Source organism: Bradyrhizobium sp. Leo78 (genome assembly GCF_059512425.1).
This window is the reverse complement of record NZ_JCAMOT010000023.1, coordinates 1-26,001: the sequence shown is the minus strand read 5'-3', so window position 1 is coordinate 26,001 and position 26,001 is coordinate 1. Positions and strand designations below refer to the sequence as shown.

21 protein-coding genes are annotated in these 26,001 nt (G+C 63.8%); 19 read left to right on the top strand and 2 right to left on the bottom strand.

The genetic code is table 11. The annotated features are described in order from the left end of the window. Positions 1-34 precede the first annotated feature (34 nt). The 16 genes from AC5ZG1_RS26075 to AC5ZG1_RS26000 all read left to right on the top strand — a co-directional run bounded on the left by AC5ZG1_RS26075 (position 35) and on the right by AC5ZG1_RS26000 (position 20,245). Positions 35-3,175 carry an efflux RND transporter permease subunit gene (locus tag AC5ZG1_RS26075; protein WP_130224952.1) on the top strand — a complete coding sequence of 1,047 codons (3,141 nt, stop codon included), beginning with the start codon at positions 35-37 and terminating at the stop codon, positions 3,173-3,175. Positions 3,176-3,208: 33 nt separating this feature from the next. Then, positions 3,209-3,811: a TetR/AcrR family transcriptional regulator gene (locus AC5ZG1_RS26070; RefSeq protein WP_130224951.1), complete on the top strand. Its 603-nt coding sequence runs from the start codon at positions 3,209-3,211 to the stop codon at positions 3,809-3,811. 31 nt (positions 3,812-3,842) lie between these two features. After that, positions 3,843-4,466: a flavin reductase family protein gene (locus AC5ZG1_RS26065; RefSeq protein WP_496134475.1), complete on the top strand. Its 624-nt coding sequence runs from the start codon at positions 3,843-3,845 to the stop codon at positions 4,464-4,466. Between the two features lie 252 nt (positions 4,467-4,718). Further along, positions 4,719-6,986 carry an acyl-CoA dehydrogenase gene (locus tag AC5ZG1_RS26060; RefSeq protein WP_496134474.1) on the top strand — a complete coding sequence of 756 codons (2,268 nt, stop codon included), beginning with the start codon at positions 4,719-4,721 and terminating at the stop codon, positions 6,984-6,986. Further along, the gene (locus tag AC5ZG1_RS26055) at positions 6,986-8,269 is read left to right on the top strand and encodes an acetyl-CoA C-acetyltransferase (RefSeq protein ID WP_496134473.1); all 1,284 of its coding nucleotides are present in this window, start codon (positions 6,986-6,988) and stop codon (positions 8,267-8,269) included. Before AC5ZG1_RS26060 ends, AC5ZG1_RS26055 begins: the two co-directional genes overlap by 1 nt. A 2-nt stretch (positions 8,270-8,271) precedes the next feature. Continuing rightward, positions 8,272-10,362, top strand: coding sequence for a 3-hydroxyacyl-CoA dehydrogenase NAD-binding domain-containing protein (locus AC5ZG1_RS26050; RefSeq protein ID WP_496134472.1), 2,091 nt, complete (start codon positions 8,272-8,274; stop codon positions 10,360-10,362). A 65-nt stretch (positions 10,363-10,427) separates the two neighbouring features. Continuing rightward, a complete protein-coding gene (locus AC5ZG1_RS26045; protein ID WP_196237233.1) occupies positions 10,428-10,781 on the top strand; it encodes an acyl-CoA thioesterase in 354 nt (117 codons plus the stop codon). Between the two features lie 323 nt (positions 10,782-11,104). Further along, complete coding sequence (locus AC5ZG1_RS26040) at positions 11,105-11,296, top strand: hypothetical protein (RefSeq protein ID WP_130224945.1); 192 nt, start codon at positions 11,105-11,107, stop codon at positions 11,294-11,296. Between the two features lie 253 nt (positions 11,297-11,549). Then, positions 11,550-12,398, top strand: a complete 849-nt coding sequence (locus AC5ZG1_RS26035; protein WP_496134471.1) for a DeoR/GlpR family DNA-binding transcription regulator — start codon at positions 11,550-11,552, stop codon at positions 12,396-12,398. Between the two features lie 214 nt (positions 12,399-12,612). Next, on the top strand, positions 12,613-14,157 hold the full coding sequence (gene glpD, locus AC5ZG1_RS26030; RefSeq protein ID WP_496134470.1) for a glycerol-3-phosphate dehydrogenase: 1,545 nt from the start codon (positions 12,613-12,615) through the stop codon (positions 14,155-14,157). Next, on the top strand, positions 14,154-15,233 hold the full coding sequence (locus AC5ZG1_RS26025; protein WP_496134469.1) for an ABC transporter ATP-binding protein: 1,080 nt from the start codon (positions 14,154-14,156) through the stop codon (positions 15,231-15,233). The genes glpD and AC5ZG1_RS26025 overlap by 4 nt, the downstream gene beginning before the upstream one ends. Before the next feature lie 12 nt (positions 15,234-15,245). Beyond that, a complete protein-coding gene (locus AC5ZG1_RS26020) occupies positions 15,246-16,331 on the top strand; it encodes an ABC transporter ATP-binding protein (RefSeq protein ID WP_496134468.1) in 1,086 nt (361 codons plus the stop codon). After that, positions 16,331-17,233, top strand: coding sequence for a carbohydrate ABC transporter permease (locus tag AC5ZG1_RS26015; protein WP_208821636.1), 903 nt, complete (start codon positions 16,331-16,333; stop codon positions 17,231-17,233). The genes AC5ZG1_RS26020 and AC5ZG1_RS26015 overlap by 1 nt, the downstream gene beginning before the upstream one ends. Continuing rightward, positions 17,233-18,039, top strand: a complete 807-nt coding sequence (locus AC5ZG1_RS26010) for a carbohydrate ABC transporter permease (RefSeq protein ID WP_028162560.1) — start codon at positions 17,233-17,235, stop codon at positions 18,037-18,039. Before AC5ZG1_RS26015 ends, AC5ZG1_RS26010 begins: the two co-directional genes overlap by 1 nt. Before the next feature lie 10 nt (positions 18,040-18,049). Then, complete coding sequence (locus AC5ZG1_RS26005; RefSeq protein ID WP_496134467.1) at positions 18,050-18,379, top strand: DUF2160 domain-containing protein; 330 nt, start codon at positions 18,050-18,052, stop codon at positions 18,377-18,379. Positions 18,380-18,502: 123 nt separating this feature from the next. Further along, a complete protein-coding gene (locus tag AC5ZG1_RS26000) occupies positions 18,503-20,245 on the top strand; it encodes an ABC transporter substrate-binding protein (protein WP_496134551.1) in 1,743 nt (580 codons plus the stop codon). A gap of 281 nt (positions 20,246-20,526) precedes the next feature. Here the strand turns inward: AC5ZG1_RS26000 and AC5ZG1_RS25995 are convergent, their stop codons facing one another. Then, entirely contained in the window at positions 20,527-21,630 is a 1,104-nt protein-coding gene (locus tag AC5ZG1_RS25995) for an alkene reductase (protein ID WP_496134466.1), read from the bottom strand. Positions 21,631-21,789: 159 nt separating this feature from the next. Beyond that, positions 21,790-23,106: a lytic murein transglycosylase gene (locus tag AC5ZG1_RS25990; RefSeq protein ID WP_496134465.1), complete on the bottom strand. Its 1,317-nt coding sequence runs from the start codon at positions 23,104-23,106 to the stop codon at positions 21,790-21,792. A 348-nt stretch (positions 23,107-23,454) separates the two neighbouring features. Here AC5ZG1_RS25990 and htpX point away from each other — a divergent pair, with 348 nt between their 5' ends. The 3 genes from htpX (at position 23,455) to AC5ZG1_RS25975 (ending at position 25,570) form a co-directional block, all read left to right on the top strand. Further along, a complete protein-coding gene (gene htpX / locus AC5ZG1_RS25985; RefSeq protein WP_496134550.1) occupies positions 23,455-24,387 on the top strand; it encodes a zinc metalloprotease HtpX in 933 nt (310 codons plus the stop codon). Positions 24,388-24,482: 95 nt separating this feature from the next. Further along, the gene (locus AC5ZG1_RS25980) at positions 24,483-24,683 is read left to right on the top strand and encodes a DUF2905 domain-containing protein (RefSeq protein ID WP_130224927.1); all 201 of its coding nucleotides are present in this window, start codon (positions 24,483-24,485) and stop codon (positions 24,681-24,683) included. A 191-nt stretch (positions 24,684-24,874) separates the two neighbouring features. Beyond that, complete coding sequence (locus AC5ZG1_RS25975; RefSeq protein WP_496134464.1) at positions 24,875-25,570, top strand: hypothetical protein; 696 nt, start codon at positions 24,875-24,877, stop codon at positions 25,568-25,570. The last annotated feature ends 431 nt before the right edge of the window (positions 25,571-26,001 follow it).

Sequence of the window (26,001 nt, the reverse complement as noted above, 5' to 3'; positions counted from 1 at the left end):
CGGCCGTAAACGGTTTTGGATATTGGAGGGTGACATGAAGCGCTTCAACCTGTCGGGCTGGGCGGTGAGCCATCCGACCCTGATCCTGTTCCTGATGATCGCGCTCGCCGCCGCCGGCTACTTCTCCTATCAGAAGCTTGGCCGCGCCGAGGATCCGTTCTTCACGGTGAAAGTGGTCAACGTCTCCGTGATGTGGCCGGGCGCCACTGCGAACGAGATGCAGACCCAGGTCGCCGATCCCATCGAGAAGAAGCTGCAGGAACTGCCGTATTTCGAGAAGGTGCAGACCTATTCCAAGCCGGCGTTCGTGGCGATGCAGGTGACGTTCCGCGATTCGACGCCGCCGAAGGACGTGCCCTATCTCTTCTATCTCCTGCGCAAGAAGCTGGTCGACGTGCAGGGCCAGTTGCCGCAGGGAATCCTCGGTCCCGTCGTCAATGACGAGTTCTCCGACGTCGATTCCATCCTCTATATGATGACCGGCGACGGCGCCGATTACGCGCAGTTGAAAAAGGCGGCCGAAGGCTTCCGCCAGCGGCTGCTGCGCGTGCCGGGGGTGACCAAGGTCGACTTCTACGGCACCCAGGACGAGCGCATCTATGTCGAGTTCTCCCACGCCAAGCTCGCTACGCTCGGCATCACCCCGCAGGCGCTGTTCGACTCGCTCGCCAAGCAGAACAATGTCACCCCGGCCGGCACGGTCGAGACGTCCTCGCAGCGCGTGCCGCTGCGCGTCACCGGCGCGCTCGACGGCGCCAAGGCGGTGGCTGAGACCCCGGTCGAGAGCAACGGCCGCGTGTTCCGGTTGGGCGATATCGCAACCGTCACCCACGGCTTCGTCGATCCGCCGACCTTCACCGTGCGCCAGGAAGGCAAGCCCGCGATCGGCATCGGCATCGTCACCGCCAAGGGCGCCAACATCCTCGAGCTCGGCAAGGACGTCGAGAAGGCGACCGCCGAATTCATGAAGGCGGTGCCGCAGGGCATCGAGGTCGAGCAGATCGCTGACCAGCCGAAGGTGGTCGAGCATGCGGTCAGCGAGTTCGTGCACTCCTTCGTCGAAGCGCTCGCGATCGTGCTGTTCGTCTCCTTCCTCGCGCTCGGCTGGCGCACCGGCATTGTGGTGGCGCTGTCGGTGCCCTTGGTGCTCGCGATCGTCTTCATCGTCATGAACGCGATGTCGCTCGACCTGCACCGCATCACCTTGGGCGCGCTGATCATCGCACTCGGCCTCCTGGTCGACGATGCCATCATCGCGGTCGAAATGATGGTGGTGAAGATGGAGCAGGGCTGGGACCGCATGCGCGCCGCATCGTTCGCCTGGGAATCCACGGCGTTTCCGATGCTGACGGGCACGCTGGTCACCGCGGCCGGCTTCCTGCCGATCGGCTTTGCCAATTCGGCGGTCGGCGAATATGCCGGCGGCATCTTCTGGATCGTTGCGATCGCGCTGGTCGCCTCCTGGTTCGTCGCGGTGATCTTCACGCCCTATATCGGCGTCAAGCTGCTGCCCAACATCAAGGTTCACCATAACCACGATCCGCACGCGATCTACGAGACCCGGCTTTACCGCGGTTTGCGCGCGGTGGTGCAGTGGTGTGTCAATCACCGCATCACGGTGGTGGCGTCCACGGTCGGCGTGTTCGTCGCCTCGATCGTTGCCTTCGGCCACGTCCAGCAGCAGTTCTTCCCGCTCTCCGAGCGCCCCGAATTGTTCCTGCAGCTCCGCCTGCCGGAAGGCACCGCCTTCAACGTGACCGAGAAGGCCGTCAAGAAGGCCGAGGACCTGTTGAAGGGCGACAAGGATATTGCGACCTACACCGCCTATGTCGGTCAGGGCTCGCCGCGCTTCTGGCTCGGCCTCAACCCGCAACTGCCGAACGAGGCCTTTGCCGAGATCGTAATCCTGTCCAAGGACGTCGAGGCGCGCGAGCGCATCAAGGCCAAGATCGAGAATGCGGCGGCCAATGGCGCGCTGAACGAGGCGCGCGTGCGCGTCGACCGCTTCAATTTCGGCCCGCCGGTCGGCTTCCCCGTTCAGTTCCGCGTGATCGGTCCCGACGCCCAGAAGGTGCGCGATATCGCCTATCAGGTGCGCGACATCATGCGGCAGAACCCGAACGTCAAGGACGTGCAGCTCGACTGGAACGAGCAGTCGCCCTACCTGAAGCTCGTCGTCGACCAGGACCGTGCCCGCGCGCTGGGCCTCACCCCGCAGGAGGTCTCGCAGGCGCTGTCGATGCTGATCTCGGGCGCGCCGGTCACGACCATCCGCGACGGCATCGAGAAGGTCGGCGTGGTCGCCCGTGCCGTGCCGTCCGAGCGGCTCGATCTGGGGCGCGTCGGCGATCTCACGATCACCTCACGCAATGGTGTCGCGGTGCCGCTGCAGCAGATTGCCAAAATCGAATATGCTCATGAGGAGCCAATCCTGTGGCGGCGTAACCGCGACATGGCGATCACCGTGCGCTCCGACGTCGTCGACGGCGTACAGGCACCCGATGTCACCAACCAGATCTCGCCCAAGCTCAAGGAGATCCAGAACCATCTCGAGCCGGCCTACCGGATCGAGCCGGGCGGCGCGTTCGAGGAATCGGCCAAGGGCAATGCCTCGATCTTCGTGCTCTTCCCGATGATGGTGCTGGTGATGCTGACGCTGCTGATGATCCAGCTCCAGAGCTTCTCGCGCCTGATCCTGGTGTTCCTGACGGCGCCGCTCGGCATCGTCGGCGCTTCGCTGGGCCTGAACGTCGCCAACCAGCCGTTCGGCTTCGTGGCGCTGCTCGGCCTGATCGCGCTCGCCGGCATGATCATGCGCAACACCGTGATCCTGGTCGATCAGATCGAGACCGATGTTGCCCACGGCCTGACCCGCAAGGAGGCGATCGTGGAGGCCACGGTCCGCCGCGCCCGCCCGGTGGTGTTGACCGCACTGGCCGCGATCCTGGCGATGATCCCGCTGTCGCGGTCGGCGTTCTGGGGCCCGATGGCGATCACCATCATGGGCGGCCTGTTCGTCGCGACCTTCCTGACGCTCTTGTACCTGCCGGGCCTTTATGCCCTATGGTTCCGCAAGAGCCTGGAGGAGAGCGGCGCGGGCGAGGAAGCCGCTTCGGCGGCGCAGCATGACGGCAATGCACGCCCGGCAATTCCGCTTGCTGAAGCCGCTGAATAGTTGAACAGTGAACACATAATTGAGTCCTCACAGATGACGCTGGTTTCGGAGCATATCGAGAGTGACACCCGGGAGCGGATTCTCGTGGTGGCCGAACGGCTGTTCCGTCAGATCGGCTATCAGAAGACCACGGTCGCCGACATCGCCAAGGAGCTCCGGATGAGCCCCGCCAACGTGTATCGCTTCTTCGATTCGAAGAAGGCGATCCACGAGGGCGTGGCGCGGACGCTGATGGGCGAGGTCGAAATCGAGGCGCAGCGGATCGCGCAGGCACAGGGCCCGGCGGCTACACGCCTGCGCGACCTGATGAAGACCGTCAACCGCATGAACACCGAGCGCTATGTTGGCGACTCCAAGCTGCACGAGATGGTCGAGATCGCGATGCAGGAGGACTGGGGCGTCTGCGTGGCCCATATGGAAATGATCGCCTCCACCATCGGCCTGGTGATCGGGCAGGGAGCGGCTTCCGGCGAGTTCGAGGCTCCGGACGTGCAGCTCGCCTCGCTGTGCGCCTGCACCGCGATGATACGCTTCTTCCACCCGCAGATGATCGCCCAATGCGCCACCAAGCCAGGCCCGACCATCGACCAGATGATCGATTTTGTGATCGCGGGCCTCTCGCCGCGTGGTAAGTAAGCTGGGCTACGAACAACAGAGAGAGCCCAGCGTGACCGCGAAAGACCTGCATTATTACGAGCCGAAGAAGGGCCACGGCCTCAAGCACGATCCCTTCAACGCCATCATCGCCCCGCGCCCGATCGGCTGGATCTCCTCGCGCGACACCAAGGGCCACGTCAATCTCGCGCCCTACAGCTTCTTCAACGGCTTCTGCTACGTCCCGCCGATCATCGGCTTTTCCTCGACGTCCTGGAAGGACAGCGTTGCCAACATCCAGGAGACCAAGGAGTTCGTCTGGAATCTCGCCACTATGGATTTGGCGAAGCAGATGAACGAGACCGCCGCCCACGTCGCCCGTGATGTCAGCGAGTTCACGATCGCCGGCTTGGCAGCGGCGCCCAGCAAGATCGTCAACGTGCCGCGGGTGGCGGAGAGTCCCGTGTCCTTCGAGTGCAAGCTGACCCAGATCGTCCAGCTTGAGGGCGCCAATGGCGAGAAGGCGCAGGCCTGGCTCACGCTCGGCGAAGTCGTCGCCGTCCACATCGACAAGGCCATGATCAAGGACGGCGTCTACCAGACCGCCGCCGCGCGCCCCATCGTCCGCGCCGGCCGGCGCGGCGACTATTTCGAGATCCGGCCTGAGGCCATGTTCGAGATGGTCCGCCCGGATTAGGTGGGACGCGTAGATGCGTAGTCCGGGTGAAGCGCAGCGCAACCCGGGATAATCGAATCCGTTTGCGAGATAACCCCGGATTGCGCTGCGCTCCATCCGGGCTACGAAGCTCATCCCGGGAACTGGCGCCGCGCTTCGGTCGTTATATCGACCGCGTCAATTCGCGCCAATTTGCCAGCGAAGTGTTCACTTCTGTCGGCCACTTTCCGCTAAAATATGCTGGAACGCGCCGCCGATCATGAGGATACCGCCATGAGTTTCCGTCGCGACTTCGTCACCAAGCCGATCTTTGGGTTCGCCCGCGGCGTGATGCCGACCATGTCGGACACCGAGCGCGAGGCGCTGGAAGCCGGCGACGTCTGGTGGGATGCCGACCTCTTCAGTGGCAATCCCGATTGGTCGAAGCTGCTCGCCTATCCCCAAGCCGAACTCACGGACGAGGAAAAGGCCTTCTTGAGCGGCCCCGTCAACGAGCTCTGCTGGATGCTCGACGAATGGAAGATCTTCTGGGAGTGGCGCGACCTGCCGCGCGAAGTCTGGGACTTCATCAAGCGCGAGAAATTTTTCGGCATGATCATCCCGAAGGAATTCGGCGGCCTCGGCTTCTCGCCTTATGCGCATTCCGAGGTGGTGCGAAAACTCTCCTCGCGCTCGCTGACCGCCGCCGTCACCGTGATGGTGCCGAACTCGCTCGGCCCCGGCGAGCTGCTGATGCGCTTTGGCACCAAAGAGCAGCAGGAGAAATGGCTGCCGCGTCTGGCCTCCGGCCACGACATTCCTTGCTTCGGCCTCACCAGCCCGGAAGCAGGATCGGATGCGGCCTCGATGGTTGACACCGGCATCATCTGCAAAGGCAATTTCGAGGGCGTTGAGGTGATCGGCCTGCGCCTCAACTGGCACAAGCGCTACATCACGCTCGGACCCATTGCGACGCTGCTCGGTCTTGCTTTCAAGGCTTACGATCCCGATCATCTCCTCAGTGACCAGGAAGAGCTCGGCATCACGGTCGCGCTGATCCCGACCCATCTGCCCGGCGTTACGATCGGCCACCGCCATCTGCCGGCGATGCAGGTGTTTCAGAACGGCCCGAACCGGGGCCACGACGTTTTCATCCCGCTCGACTACATCATCGGCGGCAAGGAGCGCCTTGGACAAGGCTGGAAGATGCTGATGACGGCGCTCGCCGCCGGCCGCGGCATCTCGCTGCCGTCATTGTCGGCTGCCGGCGCCGCCTATGCCGCGCGCACCACCGGCGCCTATGCCCGCATCCGCGAACAGTTCGGCATCTCAATCTCCAAGTTCGAAGGCGTCGAGGAGCCGCTCGCCCGCATCGTCGGCACCGCCTACCTGCTCGATGCCGCGCGGCGATTGACCTGCGCCGCGCTGAACGCGGGCCATCATCCCGCGGTCATCTCCGGCATCATGAAACTGCACGCCACCGAGCGGATGCGGATCGCGATCGACGACGCCATGGACATCCATGGCGGCAAGGCCGTGATTGACGGGCCGCAAAACTATCTCGGCAATCTGCATCGCGCGGTGCCGGTCGGCATCACCGTGGAAGGCGCCAATATCCTCACCCGCAATCTGATCGTGTTCGGCCAGGGCGCGATCCGCGCCCATCCTTATCTGCTCGAGGAGATGACCGCGCTTGGCGAAGCCGACCGTGCCAAGGGCCTGGACGCCTTCGACAAGGCGGTATGGAAGCATATCGGCCACACCTTCAAGACCATGTTCCGCGCGATGGGGCGAAGCTGGACCTTCGGCCTGTTCGCACCGGCGCCCGATGCGGGCGACGCCACGAAATTCTACCGCCAGCTCTCGCGCTACTCTTCGGCCTTTGCGATTTGCGCCGACATGGCGCTGCTCACGCTCGGCGGCGCGCTCAAGCGCAAGGAGATGCTCTCGGCCCGTTTCGGCGACATCCTCTCCGAGCTCTATCTGCTCTCCGCCGCGCTCAAGCGCTGGCAGGATGAAGGCCGACAGAAGGAAGATTTCGCCGCGCTCGAATGGTGCATGGCGAGCGGCTTCAAGACCATCGAGAACCGTTTTGCGGAGATCCTCGCCAACCTGCCGAACCGCCTCATTGCAGGCTTCCTGAAGCTCTTGATCCAGCCGTTCGGGGCGCGCGTGCTCGGGCCTTCCGACCGCGTCGCGCATCAATGCGCCGCGCTGGTGCTGGAGCCGTCGGCCGCGCGCGATCGCATCACGCCCGATCTGGCCTTCATCGAAGACGACGGCGGTGTGGCGCGGCTGGAGAAGGCCTTCCGCCTGTTCACCGCGACCGAGGATATCGCCAGGCACATGCGCGCCGCGCGTCTGCGCGATCCACACGAAGCGGTGAGGAAGGGCGTCATCACCCAATCCGATGCCGACAAGCTCATAGCCGCCCGCGCGGCGGTCGCCGCGGTGATCGAGGTCGACGATTTCGCGCCCGAGGCGCTGTCGCCGATTTACAGGAAGGGCGCCGACGTGCATCAGTTCTTCCAGGAATTGGGAGAGCAGAGGGCTGCGAGCTGATGGCGCGACCGGTCTTTATTGTTGACGGCAGCCGCACGCCGTTCCTGAAGGCGCGCTCCGGTCCAGGACCGTTCACGCCTGTCGACCTTGCCGTGCAATGCGGCCGGCCGCTATTGGCGCGGCAGCCGTTCGCGCCCGATGTCTTCGATCAGGTGATCCTCGGCTGCGTCAATGTCATTGCCGACGAGATGAACCCGGCGCGTGTCGCCGCGCTCCGGCTCGGCATGGGCGAGAAGATGGTCGCCTTCACCGTGCAGATCAATTGCGGCTCCGGCATGCAGTCGATCGACACCGGTTATCGCTACATCCGCGAAGGCACAGCCGATCTCATCCTTGCCGGCGGGGCTGAGGCGCTTAGCCACGCGCCATTGGTATGGCCCAATGCCGGCGTGCGCTGGTTCGCTGGCCTCGCCGGCGCCAAGGGCATGGGTGCGAAGATCGCCGCCTTCTTCAAGCTCCGCCCCGGCTATTTCAAGCCGATCATCGGCCTGGAGCGCGGTCTCACCGATCCCATCACCGAGCTCAACATGGGTCAGACCGCCGAGGTCGTCGGGCATCTCTTCGGCATCACCCGCGCACAATCGGATGCCTACGCCGCAGAGAGTCACCGCCGTCTGGCGAAAGCGCAAGCCGAAGGCTGGCTGAAGGGCGAAGTCGAGACCTCGTTCTCGCGCGACGGCAGGTTCTACGATCACGACGACGGCGTCCGCCCGGACTCGACGCCGGAGACCTTGGCAAAACTCAAGCCGGTGTTCGAGCGCCCATGGGGCCAGGTCACCGCGGGCAATTCCTCGCAGATCACCGACGGCGCTTCCTGGGTGATCCTCGCTTCCGAGGAGGCGGTGGCCAAGCACGGGCTGAAGCCTAAGGCCGTCATCCTCGACAGCCAGTGGGCCGCGCTTGATCCTAGCATCATGGGGCTCGGACCCGTGCTCTCGGTGACCGCGCTCTTGAAGCGCAATGACTTGAGCTTGCAGGACGTCGAGACCTGGGAGTTGAACGAGGCCTTTGCGACGCAGGTGCTCGGCTGCCTTGCGGCCTGGAACGATGAAAAATTCTGTCGCGAGATCCTCGGTCTCGACGGCGCGGCGGGCGAAATTGATCGTGCGAAGCTCAACGTCGATGGCGGCGCGATCAGCCTTGGCCATCCCGTCGGCACCAGCGGCAACCGCATCGTGCTGCATCTCGTCAACGCCATGAAGCGGCTCGGCACGCGGCGCGGCATCGCCACCGAATGCATCGGCGGCGGGCAGGGCGGCGCCATGCTGATAGAGACGGTGTGATCATGGATTCGCAGATCATGAACGTCCTTGCCGGCCGCGTGCTCGAACTCGGGCCCGCGCCGGAAGGTGGTCCCTACAAGCATTTCAAGCTGACGCGCGATGGCGACGGGATCGCCTGGCTCCTGTTCGACCGTGAAGGCGCCAGCGCCAACACGCTGAACGCCGAAGTGCTCGAGGAATTCGATGCGGTGCTGGCCGCGCTCGAAAGCCAGCGGCCGACCGGGCTCGTCATCCGCTCGGCGAAGACAAGCGGCTTCATCGCCGGCGCCGATGTCAACGAATTCCGCGGCGCCAGCGATGCGCGTCTGGTCCAGGCCGAGATCGGCCGAGCGCATGCGGTGATCGACCGGCTCGAAGCGCTGCGCGTGCCGACGGTCGCGGTGATCCACGGCTTCTGCCTCGGCGGCGGCTTAGAAGTCGCGCTGGCCTGCCAGTCGCGAATTGCCATCGATGGCGCGCGGTTCGGCTTTCCCGAGGTGATGCTCGGCCTGCACCCCGGCTTAGGTGGCACTGCGCGCTTCACGCAGCTCGTCAACCCGATGCAGGCGATGAGCCTGATGCTGACAGGCAAGACCATCGATGCGCGCCGGGCCAAATCGCTTGGCCTGGTCGATGCGGTAACGCAGGAGCGTCATGTCAGGAACGCGGTGAAGGACGCCGTGTTCGGCCGCCTGAAGCGCGCCAGGCCCGGGCCGGTCAACACGCTCCTGAACTTCGGCGCGGTGCGCGGCTTTCTCGCCTCCCGCATGCGCAGCGAGGCCGCCAAGGCCGCGCCGCAGGCGCATTATCCCGCGCCCTACGCGCTGATCGACCTCTGGGAGAAATACGGCAGCGAGAAGCAGGCGATGCTTGCGGCCGAGAAGCGTTCCTTTGCCGAATTGATAGTGACGCCGACCGCGCAGAACCTGATCCGGGTCTTCTTCCTGCGCGAGCAGATGAAGAAGCTTGCGGGAGGCGGCAACACGATCGCGCATGTTCACGTCATCGGCGCCGGCGCGATGGGCGGCGATATCGCCGCTTGGTGCGCCGGGCAGGATCTGCGCGTCACGCTGTCGGACATGAAGCCGGAGCCGATCGCAAGCGCGATCAAGCGCGCCTCCGATTTCTATGGGAAGATCATCCGCAAGCGCACGGAGGTGCGCGACGCGCTCGATCGGCTGATCCCGGACATGGACGGCGAGGGCGTGCGTAATGCCGATCTCATCATCGAGGCGGTGCCGGAAAAGCTCGAGCTGAAGCAGAAGGTCTATGCCGGCATCGAGCCGAAGATGAAACCGGGCGCCATTCTTGCGACCAACACCTCCAGCATCCCGCTGCAGGATCTGCGCGCGACGCTGGAGAAGCCCGCGCGCTTGCTCGGTCTGCACTTCTTCAATCCGGTCTCGCGATTGCAGCTCGTCGAGGTCGTCAGCCATGACGGCACCGACGCCGAGCTGCTCAAGCAGGCGCTCGCTTTCGTCGGCGCCATCGACCGACTGCCGCTGCCCGTGAAGAGCTCGCCGGGTTTCCTCGTCAACCGCGCGCTGACGCCCTACATGCTGGAAGCGATGCTGCTGCTGGACGAGAAGGTCGACAAATCAGTCATCGATGCGGCGGCGAAGAAGTTCGGCATGCCGATGGGGCCGATCGAGCTTGCAGACCAGGTCGGCCTCGATATCTGCCTCGATGTCGGCGACATGCTGCGCTCGAAATTCGGCGACCTCTTGCCGCCGACACCGGCGTGGCTGCGCGAGAAGGTCGCCAAGGGCGAGCTCGGCCGCAAGACCGGCAAGGGCTTTTACGTCTGGAAGGACGGCAAGCGGGAGCAAACAGCTCCGGCGTTAGCCACCGAACCGACACAGGAAATGATCGATCGTCTCGTGCTGCCGATGTCGAACGTCTGCGTCGCCTGCCTACGCGAGGGGATCGTGGATAATGCTGACGTCGTCGACGGCGCGATGATCTTCGGCACCGGCTATGCGCCGTTCCGCGGCGGTCCTTTGAATTACGCCCGCATGCGCGGTGTCGAGAATGTGGTGTCTGCCTTGCAGGCACTCGAGCAAAAATTCGGCGGCCGTTTTGCGCCCGACGCCGGCTGGGAGAGTTTCAAGTGACTGACACCAAAGTTCCGCTGGCACAAAACGAGCCGCAAGGCGATCTCTGCATCCGCACGCTGGCGATGCCTGCGGATACCAACGCCAATGGCGACATCTTCGGCGGCTGGCTGCTGAGCCAGATGGATCTCGGCGGCGGCGTGTTCGCCTCGAAGGTCGCGCGATCGCGCACCGTGACGGTCGCGATCGAGGCGATGAATTTTCGTAAAGCTGTCTATGTCGGCGATCTCGTCTCTGTTCACGCAAATCTCGTGCGCATCGGTCGCACCTCGATCACCGTCCATCTCGAAGCCTGGGTGCTGCGACGGAAAGAGCGGCAATCGATCCTGGTGACCGACGGCAATTTTACCTACGTCTCGATTGACGACCACGGCAATCCGCAGCCGATCCAGCGCGATGGCGCCACGCTTGCGACGTAGAGCATGGTCCGGAAAAGTGGCAGCCGGTTTTCCCTGCGACAAACGCGGAGCGTTTGCGCGGAGATCATGCTCAAACAAAGATAAGATCACGATCCGATCTCAAATCGGATTGTGATCTGGACGTCTCATCGCTTACACATGATTGTTATCAGCCGCTCGTATCCCACCTCTCGCGAAAGCAGGTGATTCGGTGCTCCGAGGGCCGAGCAAGTGCGGTCATTTCGTGGCGCCAAGCATCGGTTTTCGCATGACACGGCGGCGAGGCCTGAGGAACAATCAGGCTCTCTTCCCGTTATTGGCCCGCACTTCAATCGGGACTGGGAATGTCTGATACCTACATAATCGAAGTCGGCTCCAATCCGGCCGGAATCGTCGTACGCGATGAGCGTGGCTATCGCTTCTTCGCAGCCAGTCATCAGTTCAACCGGCTCGAAGGCCAGGTCTTCCGCAACGCCCGCGAAGCCGAACGCGCCGCCCGCCGCCTCGCCGACGGCGAGCTGAAGCTGGCATCATAGATTCCGGGACGGTCTCTCCGTCTTCCCTTGCGAAAGCAGGGACCCATAACCACAATCGTGTGTTGTGGCATGAGCAAGTAGTTGCAGCGGAGCACACTACATAGGCCTGTGGTTATGGGTCCCGGCTCCCGGCTTCGCCAAGGCTTCGCCGCGGCGCGCAAGGCCGGGACGACGCCTGGAGACAATGACGCCTTAATCGGCGACGTCTCCTGCGTTGACCTTGGCGCCAAACCGCCGCAGCATGCGGCTTTCGATGCCGCAAGGTGCCGCCGTGCCCGTATTGACCCATCGCCAGACCGAAATCCTCAACCTCGCGCGCGCCTTTGGCCGCGTGATGGTGGAGGACTTGGCAAAACGTTTCGAAGTCTCCGCGCAGACCATCCGCAAGGACCTCAACGATCTCTGCGACCGCCGTTCGCTGACGCGCATCCATGGCGGCGCGATCATCGCGTCCGGCGTGGAAAATCTTGCCTATGAGGCGCGGCGCTTCGTCGCCGCCGAGGAGAAGAAGGCGATCGGGGCAGCGGCTGCGGCGCGCATTCCGAACGGCTGCTCGCTCTTCATCAACATCGGCACCACGACGGAGGAGGTCGCGAGCGCGCTGACCTCGCATGAGGGTCTGCTCGTCATCACCAACAACCTCAATGTCGCGATGCTGCTCTATCGCCATCCCCGCATCGAGGTAGTGGTGGCAGGCGGCACCGTGCGCCGCGCCGACGGCGCCGTGGTCGGCTCCACCGCGACGCAACTGATCGGCCAGTTCAAGGTCGACTACGCGATCATCGGCGCGTCGGCGATCGACGAGGAGGGTGCGCTTTTGGATTTCGACTATCGCGAAGTCCAGGTCGCCCAGGCCATCATCGCCAACGCCCGCAACGTGATGCTGGTAGCGGACTCAACAAAACTCCGCCGCAGTGCCCCGGTCCGCATCGCCCATATCAGCCAGATCCAGACTTTTATTACCGACACCGAGCTGCCGGCGGGACTGGCGAACATCTGCCACACACGCGGCATCGAAGTCGTCGTGGCGATGGACAAGCCCGCAGCCGATATCGACGACACCGCACCCGAGCCCACCCCGGTGACGCTGCGGAGTGTGTAGCGCCGCCGACTGCCGTTGTTCCTCATCCTGAGAAGCGCGGAACGCGCGTCTCGGAGGACGAGGCTCTGCTGCCGAACAATCCCCTACCTACCTCATCCCCAAGTCGTAGATCTCGGTTCCCCATTTTCGGTTTGCTTTCGCTTTTCGTTGTGATCTAATCCAATCCGAAAGCGAAATCGCCGAAAGCGAACGCGAGCGGCCGGGGAAGCGTCTGTTGGATCGGATTTTCGACCTCGCAATCATTGGGGGCGGCATTAACGGCTGCGGCATCGCGCGCGATGCGGCGGGGCGGGGAAACTCTGTTTTCCTTTGCGAAATGAATGACTTGGCGAGCGGGACGTCGTCCTGGTCGACCAAGCTCGTGCATGGCGGGCTGCGCTATCTCGAATATTACGAGTTCCGCCTGGTCCGCGAAGCCCTGATCGAGCGCGAGATTCTCTGGCAGATCGCGCCCCACATCATCCGCCCCCTGCGTTTCGTTTTGCCGCACCACGCCGGCCTGCGCCCGGCCTGGCTGCTCCGGCTCGGGCTGTTCCTTTACGATCACATCGGCGGCCGGCACCTGCTGCCGCCGACCCGGACAGTGGACCTCACCCGCGACGAGGTCGGCAAGCCCCTGATCAAGAATCGCTACGTCAAAGGGTTCGAGTATTCGGACTGCTTCGTCGACGACGCGCGGCTGGTCGTGCTGACCGCGCGCGATGCGGCCGATCGCGGGGCAGAGATTTGCACGCGTACCCGCGCCGTCGAGATCAGGCAGGCCGACGGCCTCTGGAATGTCACGGTCGAGGACGACGGCAGCGGCGCGCGGCGGACGGTGCGGGCGCGTGCGCTGGTCAATGCCGGCGGTCCCTGGGTCGAGGAGGTGCTTGCTTCGGGCGCCGGTGTCAACGCGCGCGCAAAAGTGCGGCTGGTGCAGGGCTCTCATATCGTCGTGAAGAAGCTTTACGACCACGACCGCGCTTACATCTTCCAGAACGCGGATGGCCGCATCGTCTTCGTGATTCCTTACCAGGGTGAGTTCTCGCTGATCGGTACCACCGACCGCGACTACGACGGCGACCCCGCCAAGGTGAAGGCGACGGAGGAGGAGATCAGCTATCTCTGCGCCTCCGTCAGCGAGTATCTGGCGAGGCCAGTGAAGCCGGAGGATGTGGTCTGGACCTATTCCGGCGTGCGCCCGCTCTATGATGACGGCGCGAGCGAGGCAAAGGCCGCGACGCGCGACTACGTGTTCGAGCTCGATACGCCCGGCGGCGTGCCGCTGCTCTCGATCTATGGCGGCAAGATCACGACCTACCGGCGATTGGCCGAAGAAGCGCTGGAGCGGCTTGCGCCCTACTTGCCCAGTGCAAAAGCCAGTGAGGGCTGGACCGGCAAGGCGCCGCTGCCCGGTGGCGAGATGGATGTCTCCGCGGTCGACGCGCTCGCCGCGGAACTGGTGCGCGACTATCCGTTCCTGTCGGCGGCGCATGCGAGCCGGCTCGCGCATGCCTACGGCACGCGTGCGACAAAAGTACTCGGCAGCGCGGAATCGATCGGCGATCTCGGAAAGTCCTTCGGCGCCACCTTGACGGAAAGCGAAGTCAGGTACCTGATGGCGAACGAATGGGCGTTGACCGCCGAAGACATCGTCTGGCGCCGCTCCAAATTGGGTTTGAGGATGTCGGCCGCCGAGATTTCGGCGCTCGACGACTGGATCGCCGCTCATGGCCTGTCCGGCGAACGTCCGCTACGCGAAGCGGGAGGACGGCCATGAGCGTCTCGCTCGACCACGTCACGCGCACCGTGGACGGCATCCCGGCCATCCACGATGTCTCGCTGACGCTCGAGCGCGGCACGCTCAGCGTCCTGCTCGGCCCGACGCTATCAGGCAAGACCTCGATCATGCGGTTGCTCGCCGGCCTCGACAGGCCGACCACCGGCCGCGTGCTGGTCGACGGCAAGGACGTCACCGGCATCGACGTGCGCCAGCGCTCGGTCGCGATGGTCTATCAGCAGTTCATCAATTATCCCTCGCTGTCGGTCTATGAGAACATCGCCTCGCCCTTGCGCGTGCAGGGGCGGCCGCGCGAGGAGATCGACAAGCGCGTGGCGGATGCCGCAAAGCTGTTGCGGCTTGAGCCCTTTCTGAAGCGCACGCCGCTGCAATTGTCCGGCGGTCAGCAGCAGCGCACCGCGATTGCACGCGCACTGGTCAAGGGCGCGGACCTCGTGCTGCTTGACGAGCCGCTCGCCAATCTCGATTACAAGCTGCGCGAGGAATTGCGCACCGAACTGCCGCGCATCTTCGAGGCGTCAGGCGCGATCTTCGTCTACGCCACCACTGAGCCTTCGGAAGCGCTGCTACTCGGCGGCGACACCATCTGCATGTGGCAAGGCCGCGTGCTGCAGGCCGGCGCCAGCTCAAAAGTGTATCGGCAGCCCGAGACGCTGCGCGTCGCCCAAGTCTATTCCGATCCGCCGCTCAACATCGTCAATATCGAAAAGAAGAACGGCGCTGTGCACTATCCCGGCGGCATGCAGGCGCCGACCGCCGGACTCTATCTGGGCCTTGCCGATGGCGCCTATCGCGTCGGTTTCCGTGCGCACCAGCTCGAAGTCGGCCGCCACGCCACCGGCCGCCATACCTTCCGGGCGACCGTCACGGTGACCGAGATCACCGGCTCCGAAAGCTTTGTCCACCTGCAGCACGGTTCCGCCAACTGGGTCGCGGTGCTGCACGGCGTACATGAATATGAGCCCGGGCAGGCGCTCAACGCGGCGCTCAATCCGGACGATATCTTCGTGTTCGACTTGGCCGACCGCCTGGTCGCAGCCCCTGGCCGGAATTGAGGGAGATGGCGCATGGCCCGCATTGACCTCGTCGATCTCGCGCACTCCTACAGCGGCAATGACGCGCCGCCGGAATCCTTCGCGCTGAAGCCGGTGACGATGACCTGGCGGCAGGGCGGCGCCTATGCGCTGCTCGGCCCCTCCGGCTGCGGCAAGACCACGCTGCTCAATCTCATCTCAGGCATCGTGACGCCGTCGCGCGGACAGATCCTGTTCGACGGCAAGGACATCACGCCGCTTCCGACGCAGAAGCGCAACATCGCGCAGGTGTTCCAGTTCCCGGTCATCTACGACACCATGACGGTCGGCGAGAATCTGGCTTTTCCGCTGAAGAACCGCGGCGTGCCGAAGGCGGAGATATCAGCGCGCGTGAAGCGGATCGCCGAGCTGCTCGACCTTGCGCCCTACCTTAACCGCAAGGCGACGCGGCTCACCGCCGATGCCAAGCAGAAGATCTCGCTCGGCCGCGGATTGGTGCGATCCGACGTCGCCGCGATCCTGTTCGACGAGCCGCTGACCGTCATCGACCCCGAATTGAAATGGCAGTTGCGTTCGAAATTGAAGGCGCTGCACCGCGAGCTCGATCTCACGATGATCTATGTCACCCACGACCAGACCGAGGCGCTGACCTTCGCTGACACCGTCGTCGTCATGCATGACGGCCGCGTGGTGCAGAGCGGCTCGCCGGCCGAACTGTTCGATAAGCCCGCGCACACCTTTGTCGGCTATTTCATCGGCTCGCCCGGCATGAACATCGTGCCGGCTCACGTCGATGGACGCGAAGCGCGGATCGATGGCCACACCATCGGCCTGCACCGCAATTACGGCGTGCTGCCCGCGGACGCGAAAATCGAGATCGGGGTGCGGCCCGAATTCGTCGACATCGCGCCGCCCGCCTCCGGCCTGCTCGCGGCGACGATCGAGCGGATCGACGATCTCGGCCGCATCCGCTTTGCGCGGGTGCGCGTCGGCGATTCCAAATTCGCGGCACGTGTGCCGCCGGGATTTTCGGTGCCCGACAACAACGCTGGCCTCGTGTTCGATCCCGCGCATGTGCACGTCTATGCCGACAGCCGCCTGGTCGAGGGGGTTGCGTGATGGACAAGACGGTCAACCAGAAAGCCTGGTTCCTGGTTCTGCCGGTGTTCCTGGTGGTGGCGTTCTCCGCGATCATTCCGCTGATGACGGTCGTGAACTATTCGATGCAGGACACGTTCGGCAACAACCAGTTCTTCTGGAACGGCGTCGGCTGGTTCAAGGAATTGCTCGATCCCACGACCGACCTCGGCGAGCGCTTCTTCGCCTCGCTGTGGCGCAACCTGATCTTCTCCGCGATCATCCTCGCGATCGAGATCCCGCTTGGCATCGTGGTCGCGCTGTCGATGCCGCGCGAGGGCTGGACCGTCGCGGTCTGCCTCGTGATCCTGGCGCTGCCGCTGCTGATCCCGTTTAACGTGGTCGGCACCATCTGGCAGATCTTCGGCCGTCCCGACATCGGCCTGCTCGGCTACACGCTGAACAGCCTGGGTATCCCTTATAACTACGTTTCCAACGAGTTCGACGCCTGGGCGACCGTGATCGTGATGGACGTCTGGCACTGGACCAGCCTGGTGGCGCTGCTCTGCTACGCCGGCCTGAAGTCGATTCCCGATGCGTATTACCAGGCCGCCCAGATCGACGGCGCATCGCGCTGGGCAGTGTTCCGCGCGATCCAGTTGCCGAAGATGAACCGCGTGCTCCTGATCGCGGTGCTGCTCCGCTTCATGGACAGTTTCATGATCTATACCGAGCCGTTCGTCGTCACCGGCGGCGGGCCGGGCAATTCGACCACCTTCATCTCGATCGAGCTGGTCAAGATCGCGCTCGGCCAGTTCGATCTCGGCAAGGCCGCGGCGTTGTCGCTGGTCTACAACCTCATCATCCTGATCGTCTGCTGGGTATTCTACACCGTCATGACCAATGCCGGCGCCGAGCGCCCGCAAAAAGAGGGAGCTGTGTGATGGGCACGATTCCCGGGCGCCGCCTCATCATCTCGCTGTTCCTGATCTTCCTGTTGTTGCCGATCTACTGGCTCATCAACATGAGCTTCAAGACCAACAGCGAGATCGTCTCGACCATGACGCTGTGGCCGCACCAGCCGACGATCGAGAACTACATGCGCATCTTCACCGACGAAAGCTGGTATTCCGGCTACATCAACTCGCTGAAATATGTGATCATCAACACCGTGATCTCGATCTCGGTGGCGCTGCCCGCGGCTTACGCGTTCTCGCGCTATCGCTTCCTCGGCGACAAGCATCTGTTCTTCTGGCTGCTGTCGAACCGCATGGCGCCGGCCGCGGTCTTTGCGCTGCCGTTCTTCAATCTCTATTCGGCGATCGGCCTGTTCGATACGCCCTGGGCGGTGGCGCTGGCGCATTGCATCTTCAACGTTCCGCTCGCGGTCTGGATCCTCGAAGGCTTCGTCTCCAGCGTGCCGCGCGAGATCGACGAGACCGCGTTCCTCGACGGCTATTCCTTTCCGCGCTTCTTCATCAAGATCCTGGTGCCCTTGATCGCAAGCGGCATCGGCGTGGCCGCCTTCTTCTGCTTCATGTTCTCCTGGGTCGAGCTGCTGCTCGCGCGCACGCTTACCTCTGTCTATGCCAAGCCGATCTCCGCGGTGATGACGCGCACGGTTTCCGCTGCCGGCATGGATTGGGGCCTCTTGGCGGCCGCCGGCGCGCTCACCATCATCCCGGGCGCGCTCGTGATTTGGTTCGTCCGCAACTATATCGCGCGCGGCTTCGCGCTCGGCCGCGTGTAGGAGGCGCCCGATGGAAAGTATCGCATGGATGGCCTGGACGCTGCCGACGGCGATCTTCTTTGCGCTGCTCGGCATGACGCTGGCGCTGATGACCTGGCTCGCGGTCGCCTATCCCGAAGCCGAGCGCGTCGGCGTGCTCAGGATTCCGACCACGCGCGGCGATCGTCTCTTCATCTCGCTGGTGCTCGCCGCCGTCATCCATCTCGTCTGGATCGGGCTCGTCGGCGCCGACTTCATCACCACGCTGCCCATTGGGGAGGAGGGCGTCGAGGTTTCGAGCCTGTGGCTCGCCACACTGATTTCGCTTGCCACGGCCGTTGTGATTTTCCGCACCGTCTGAGGAAGTGAAGAAGAGCAGATCCGGGATCAACCCGGACCTGGATTTTAATTTGTCGCCATAACCGGAGGAACCGCCATGCGACACTTGAGAGGAAGGAACCTGACCAGGAGCCGTTGGCTCGCGATGACCAGCGCCGCCGCGCTGCTCGTGGCTGCCGCGGGCGTTGCCGCACCGGCGCGCGCCGACGACGCCGTCAACCAGAAATGGATCGACAGCGAATTCCAGCCTTCGACGATCTCGAAGGAAGACCAGATGAAGGAGCTGCAGTGGTTCGCCAAGGCGGCCGAGCCCTTCAAGGGCATGGAAATCAACATCGTGTCGGAAACCATTACGACGCATGAATATGAGGCGAAGACGCTCGCCAAGGCATTCAGCGAGATCACGGGCATCAAGCTCAAGCACGACACCATCCAGGAAGGCGACGTGGTCGAGAAGCTGCAGACCCAGATGCAGTCCGGCAAGAACGTCTATGACGGCTGGATCAACGACAGCGACCTGATCGGCACGCATTTCCGCTACGGCCAGACCATCGTGCTGTCGGACTACATGACCGGCGAGGGCAAGGACGTCACCGATCCCTATCTCGACGTCAACGACTTCATCGGCAAGTCGTTCACGACGGCGCCGGACGGCAAGCTCTATCAGTTGCCCGACCAGCAGTTCGCCAACGTCTATTGGTTCCGCTACGACTGGTTCACCAACCCCGACTACAAGGCCAAGTTCAAAGCCAAGTATGGCTACGAGCTCGGCGTGCCCGTGAACTGGTCGGCGTATGAAGATATCGCCGAGTTCTTCACCAACGACATCAAGGAGATCAACGGCGTCAAGGTCTACGGCCATATGGACTATGGCAAGAAGGACCCCTCGCTCGGCTGGCGCTTCACCGACGCCTGGCTGTCGATGGCGGGCAATGGCGACAGGGGCATCCCGAACGGTCTGCCGGTCGACGAGTGGGGCATCCGCATGGAAGGCTGCCGCCCCGTTGGTTCGTCGGTCGAGCGCGGCGGCGACACCAATGGTCCGGCCGCCGTCTACTCGATCACCAAATATCTCGAGTGGCTCAAGAAGTATGCCCCGCCGCAGGCGCAGGGCATGACCTTCTCCGAATCGGGCCCGGTGCCGGCGCAGGGCAACATCGCCCAGCAGATCTTCTGGTACACCGCGTTCACCGCCGACATGGTGAAGCCCGGCATTCCCGTCATGAACGCAGACGGCACGCCGAAATGGCGCATGGCCCCGTCGCCGCACGGCTCGTACTGGAAGGAGGGCATGAAGCTCGGCTATCAGGATGCCGGCTCGCTGACGCTGTTGAAGTCGACGCCGGCGGACCGCCGCAAGGCAGCCTGGCTCTATCTGCAGTTCATCGTCTCCAAGACGGTGTCGTTGAAGAAGAGCCATGTCGGTCTCACCTTCATCCGCGAGTCCGATATCTGGGACAAGTCGTTCACCGAGCGCGCGCCCCAGCTCGGCGGCCTGATCGAGTTCTACCGTTCGCCCGCGCGCGTGCAGTGGACCCCGACCGGCAACAACGTGCCTGACTATCCGAAGCTCGCCCAGCTCTGGTGGCAGAACATCGGCGATGCGTCGTCGGGTGCGAAGACGCCGCAACAGGCGATGGACGCGCTCGCCGCGGCGCAGGACTCGGTGATGGAGCGGCTCGAGAAATCAGGCGTGCAGGGCGCCTGCGGCCCGAAGCTGAACAAGAAGGAGAAGCCGGAATACTGGTTCGCCAAGGCCGAGAAGGATGGCACCATCGCGCCGCAGCGCAAGCTCGCCAATGAGAAGCCGAAGGGCGAGACGGTCGACTACGACACGCTGATCAAGTCCTGGCCCGCCACCCCGCCGAAGCGCGCCGAAGCGAAGTGATCTCTTGCAACGCCGTCATGGCCGGGCTTGTCCCGGCCATCCACGCGTCGCCGCGCGTGTGGAAAGACGTGGATGCCCGGGACAAGCCCGGGCATGACGGAGAGAGACAAAAGGCCGGGAGCAATCCCGGCCTTTTTTTCTTACCTCGCCCCGCTTAGGGGAGAGGTCGGCGCGAAGCGTCGGGTGAGGGGGACTCTCCGCAAGTCCCGCCTGTGGAGGCAGCCCCTCACCCCAACCCTCTCCCCGCGAAGAGCGGGGCGAGGGAGCGTACTGCGCTTGCTTTACTGCGCCGCTTCCGCGGCCTCCAGCGTCGGATAGTCCGTGTATCCCTTCGCGCCGCCGCCGTAGAACGTGGCCTTGTCCCATTCGTTCAGCGCTGCGCCACTCTTCAGGCGCTCGACCAGGTCGGGATTGGAGATGAACAGCTTGCCGAACGCGATCAGGTCGGCGGCACCGGATTCCAGCACCTTGTTCGCCAGCGCGAAATCATAGCCGTTGTTCGCCACATATGCCTGCTTGAAGCGCTTGCGCAGCGACGCGTAGTCGAACGGCGCGACATCGCGCGGCCCACCGGTCGCGCCTTCGATGACGTGGATATAGACCAGCTTCAGCGCGTTGAGCCCATCGACGATGTAATCGAACAGCGGCTGCGGATTGGAGTCGGAGACGTCATTGGCTGGCGTCACCGGCGAGATGCGGATGCCGGTGCGCTCGGCGCCGACTTCCGCGGCAACTGCCTTGGAGACTTCCAGCATCAGCCGCGCGCGGTTCTCGATCGATCCGCCATAGGCGTCGGTGCGCTTGTTGGCGCCATCCTTGGCGAACTGGTCGAGCAGATAGCCGTTGGCGCCGTGGATCTCGACGCCGTCAAAACCGGCTTCGATCGCATTCGCCGCGCCGCGCCGGAAGTCTTCGATGATCCCAGGAATTTCGGCGAGCTCGAGCGCGCGGGGCTCGGACACGTCGGTAAAGCTGCCATTGACGAAGGTTTTGGTCTTGGCGCGGATCGCGGATGGCGCAACCGGCGCGCCGCCGTTCGGCTGTAGCAGGGTGTGGGAGATGCGGCCGACATGCCAGAGCTGGATGACAATGCGTCCGCCGCGCGCGTGCACGGCATCGGTAACCTTGCGCCATCCCGCAATCTGTTCCTTCGAATAGATGCCGGGCGTGTCCTGGTAGCCCTGGCCCTGCTGCGAGACCTGGCTCGCCTCGGTAATCAGAAGGCCGGCGGAGGCGCGCTGCGCGTAATAGTCGACCGCAAGCGGGCTCGGAACGAAGCTCGACGGTGCCGCCCGGTTGCGTGTCAACGGCGCCATCACCGCCCGATTGGGCAGCGTCAGCGGACCAAGCTTGAAGGGCTCGAACAGTTTGGAGGATTGGCTCATGGGGGCTTTCCGGAAATGAACGATACCCAACACTTGTGCATTGCGGCGATGGGCGCAATGCCCCAGTAGGATTTGTTCCAAATCAGGATGTGAGCAGCAAGAACGACCTCTTGAGCAGGTCCGTCACAGAGGCGGCATTTCCCGAAGCGGACTTACGTCCTAACGAACGGCCGGCATCGCCGCTTCCGTCGGCTGGATGCGCCCGCGCATCCGCGCCAGCAGGTCCGCGGTCGGCCAGGAATCCGCCGGCAGTCCATATTTGATCTGCATCGCCTTCACGGCGCTACGGCTCGCCTGTCCGAGCACGCCGTCGACCTTGCCGACATTGAAGCCGGCGCGCACCAGGAGCTGCTGCAATTCCTTGATCTCGTTGAACGGCAATTGCGCCACGGGACCCGAAGGCCGCAGCATCGGCGGGCTGCCTGCGATGCGGGACGCCAGATAGCCTGCGGTGGTCGAATAGATCAGCGAATTATTCCATTCGGTGTAGGCGGCGAAATTGGCATAGGCCAGGAACGCCGGCCCATTTCGTCCCATCGGTAACAGCAGCGATGCGGGCATGTCGTCATTCGCTAGTGGACGTCCATCTGGATAGGTCACGCCGAGCTGCGCCCATTTTGAACGCGACAGCTTGTTCGTGAGATCGGCCTGGTCCCACGGAAAGTTGGAAGCGGTCACGCGCACTTCCTGCAGCCACGGCTCGCCGCGCCGCCACTTCAATCCGTTGGCGATATAGTTCGCAGTCGATCCGATCACGTCGGGTCCGCTGCTCAGGAGGTTGCGATGGCCATCGCCGTCGTAGTCGACGGCATAGTTGAAATAGTGCGTCGGCAGGAATTGCGTCTGCCCGAGCTCGCCGGCCCAGGAGCCGACCATCTCATCGGCCGAAAGGTCGCCGCGGTCGATGATCTTCAAGGCTGCGATGGTCTCGTTCTGGAACATCTCCGAGCGCCGGCAATCATAGGCAAGCGACACCAGCGAAGGCAGCGTCGGCAGATTGCCCATGTTGGCGCCGAAGTCGCTCTCCAGTCCCCAGAACGCCGCGATCACCGCCGGCGGCACGCCGTACTCCTTCTCCGCGCGCGCGAACGCCGCTGCATAGGTCTTGATGCGCTGCTGTCCCTGCTGCATCCGATAGGGCGCGGCCATTCGCCCCGCGAACTCGGTGAAGATCTGCCCGAACACGCGCTGCCCGCGGTCGCGGTTGACGATGCCCTGGTTGTAGACGAGGTAGGGCGAGGCTTCCGCGATCGCCTGCTGCGACACGCCTTCGGACACTGCGCGCTGCTTGAGATCGGCAAGGAAGCGCTCGAAGCTCTGGCCATTGTGGCAAGCCGCCGCGCGTGAGGAGGGCACCGCCGCAGGCCGCGCAGCCGCCGGTGCCTGACGTGTGGGTGCCGGCAACAATTGCTGCGCGGAGGCCGCAGATGCCGCAATCATCGCGACGGCCGCGATCGCAAATCGGGTCTTGAACATCAGAACTCGCCGGTAGGGGATGGGCTTACGAAAGATAGTAATGATCTTACGTGAAGCTTTGTGCTCGGGCTATCCCTCACTCCACCGTCGTCCCGGGCTTGGCCCGGGACCCATAACCACAAACGTGCATTGTTGTGCTAGGGTGCGGCTGCTTGCGCGCGCCACAACGACCATTTGGGGCTATGGGTCCCGGCCTTCGCCGGGACGACGTGGGAGGAAGCCTGCTTGTTTCCGCCCGCCCGCGTCGCCCCGACGCACCTTTCGCCACTTGCGGCGGCGATGGGCAAGTTCCTAACTAAGGTGCGCCTGCAACAGTGGTTTTTCCGCAAGGACGCAGGGGAAACGACGATGAACTATTTCAAGACAGCTCTTCTGCTGGCCGGTCTCACCGCCCTGTTCATGGGGATCGGCTATCTCATCGGCGGCGCCAGCGGCGCGATGATCGCGCTGGTGGTTGCGGCCGCGACCAATCTATTCACCTACTGGAATTCCGACCGCATGGTGCTCAGGATGTACGGCGCCCATGAGGTCGATGCGCGCACCGCGCCCGAGCTTGTCGGCCTTGTCGCCGAGCTCGCGAGCCGCGCCGGCCTGCCGATGCCGCGCGTGTTCGTGATGGACGAGGCGCAACCCAACGCTTTTGCCACCGGCCGCAACTCGCAGAATGCCGCGGTCGCCGTCACCGCCGGCATCATGCAGCAGCTCAGCCGAGAGGAGCTCGCCGGCGTGATCGCGCACGAGCTTGCGCATATCAAGAACCACGACACGCTCTTGATGACGATCACCGCCACCATCGCCGGCGCGATCTCGATGCTGGCGCAATTCGGCATGTTCTTCGGCGGCCACCGCAACAGCAACAGCGGTCCAGGCGTCGTCGGCTCGATCGCGCTGATGATCCTGGGGCCGCTCGGAGCCATGCTGGTGCAGACGGCGATCAGCCGCACCCGGGAATATGCCGCCGACAATCTCGGCGCGCGTATAGTCGGCCAGCCGATGTGGCTCGCTTCCGCGCTGATGAAGATCGAGAATGCCGCGCACCAGGTGCCGAACTTCGAGGCCGAGCGCAATCCGGCGACCGCGCATATGTTCATCATCAATCCGTTGTCGGGCCATGGCGTCGACAATCTCTTCTCCACCCACCCGTCGACCGAGAACCGCGTCGCGGCGCTGCAGCAGCTCGCCGCCGAGCTCGGCGGCGGTGCTGCACCTACCGCCGGCGCGCGCTATCCTTCCCGCAGCCCATGGGGCGGCGCATCCACCTCGCGTGGACCGTGGGGCTAGTCGAGAATTTGTAGGGCAGGTTAGCGAAGCGTAACCTGCCATCGCGTAGCGCGCCGGCGCAAGACGTAACCCGCCCTACGAATTGGAGGTGCCGGATGCAGCGCGCGCTGATCATCCTCGGACTCCTGCTCCTCGCCGCCGGGCTGCTGTGGCCGGTGATCGGCAAGCTTGGGCTCGGCCGGTTGCCTGGTGACATCCATGTCGAGGGATCAAACTATTCGTTCTATTTTCCACTGATGACGTCGCTATTGCTCAGCGTCGTGCTGAGCGTGATCATCTGGCTCGTCAATCGCTAGAGCGTTTTCGAGCGAAGTGGACACCGGTTCGCGTTAAGAAAACGCGTCAAAACAAGAATCTAGAGCGGCGGTTCCCTTGGATCCTGCCGCCCACGGCCCCGTTTCTGCCGAAAATACGGCGGATTGGCGCAGTGCAATCGGCCGCGCTGGTGCTACACTCGTAAAAGCAGAGGATCACGCTGGAAACAAGCATGGCCTTGTTTGGTTGGGGCAGAGAGGTGCCGTCAGAAGAGGTCCTGGACGCCAGGGCCGGCGCGGATGCCTTGTTGCAGGCGCTGGACAAGGTGGTCGCGACATATCTCGAAAAGGCCGATCACGGCGATCTCGTCTATCCCGCCTGTAAGCGCAAATCGAATGATGCGAGCGCCAGCCCGCGCGAAATCTGGCGCCACACGCGGCTGGAAGGGATGCGCTATCTGACCATGATTCCGGGACGCGACTCCGCGCTGCTGACGGAGCCATCGCGCCAGGCCGAGATGATCGACGGCTTCCTGCGCCAGCAGCCGCACGAGGACACGGTGATCGATTTCACCGGACGCGCGGTCGACGATGTCGCGATTGCGATCGTCGCCGGGCTGAACTGGCTGAACCATTGCGCGCAGCTCGCCAAGGTCGATCGCGCGAAGTCGTCGGGCACCTTGCGCAACTTCCGCAAAGTCGTGACGGTCGCCCAGCAATGGTGGGGCATGGAAGGCGCCGAGGCCCGCTGCAGGAACATGCAGCAGGCGCGCGAACTGCCGCCCTTGATGCTCAATCTGGTCTGGCTCGAATGCACCCATCTCGCCAAGGACATCACCGCCGCTGCGGTGTTTGGTGCGGCCGGCGAAGCAAGCGATGCATCGACGCGCTTCGAGGCTGCACTCGATCCGGATGAACCGGTCAGGTGAGGCGCATTACTCTCTCCGTCACTCCGGGGCGCGCGAAGCGCGAGCCCGGAATCCATTTCTCCGCCAGCGCATGCCGCCCGATGGATTCCGGGCTCGTCCTTCGGACGCCCCGGAATGACTGAGGGGACGCATTGCGCAACCCTCTCCTCCGTCATGGCCGGGCTTGACCCGGCCATCCACGTTGTCTCGGGCGCGAAGGACGTGGATGCCCGGGACCCGGCTACGCCGAGCACTCTAATGTCAGTCCGGCGAAGCGATAGCGAAGAGGGGCAAGCCCCGGGCATGACGGCGTCGTATCATTCGCGCGATTTTCCTTAATCCAATCAACGTGATTTGCCTCGTCCAGCCCAGCAACGAAAAACATTCCGCTTCCGCCGTCGGGCAAATCAGTGATTTAACTCCGCGCGTCTCACGGCAGATGAGGGGCGGGT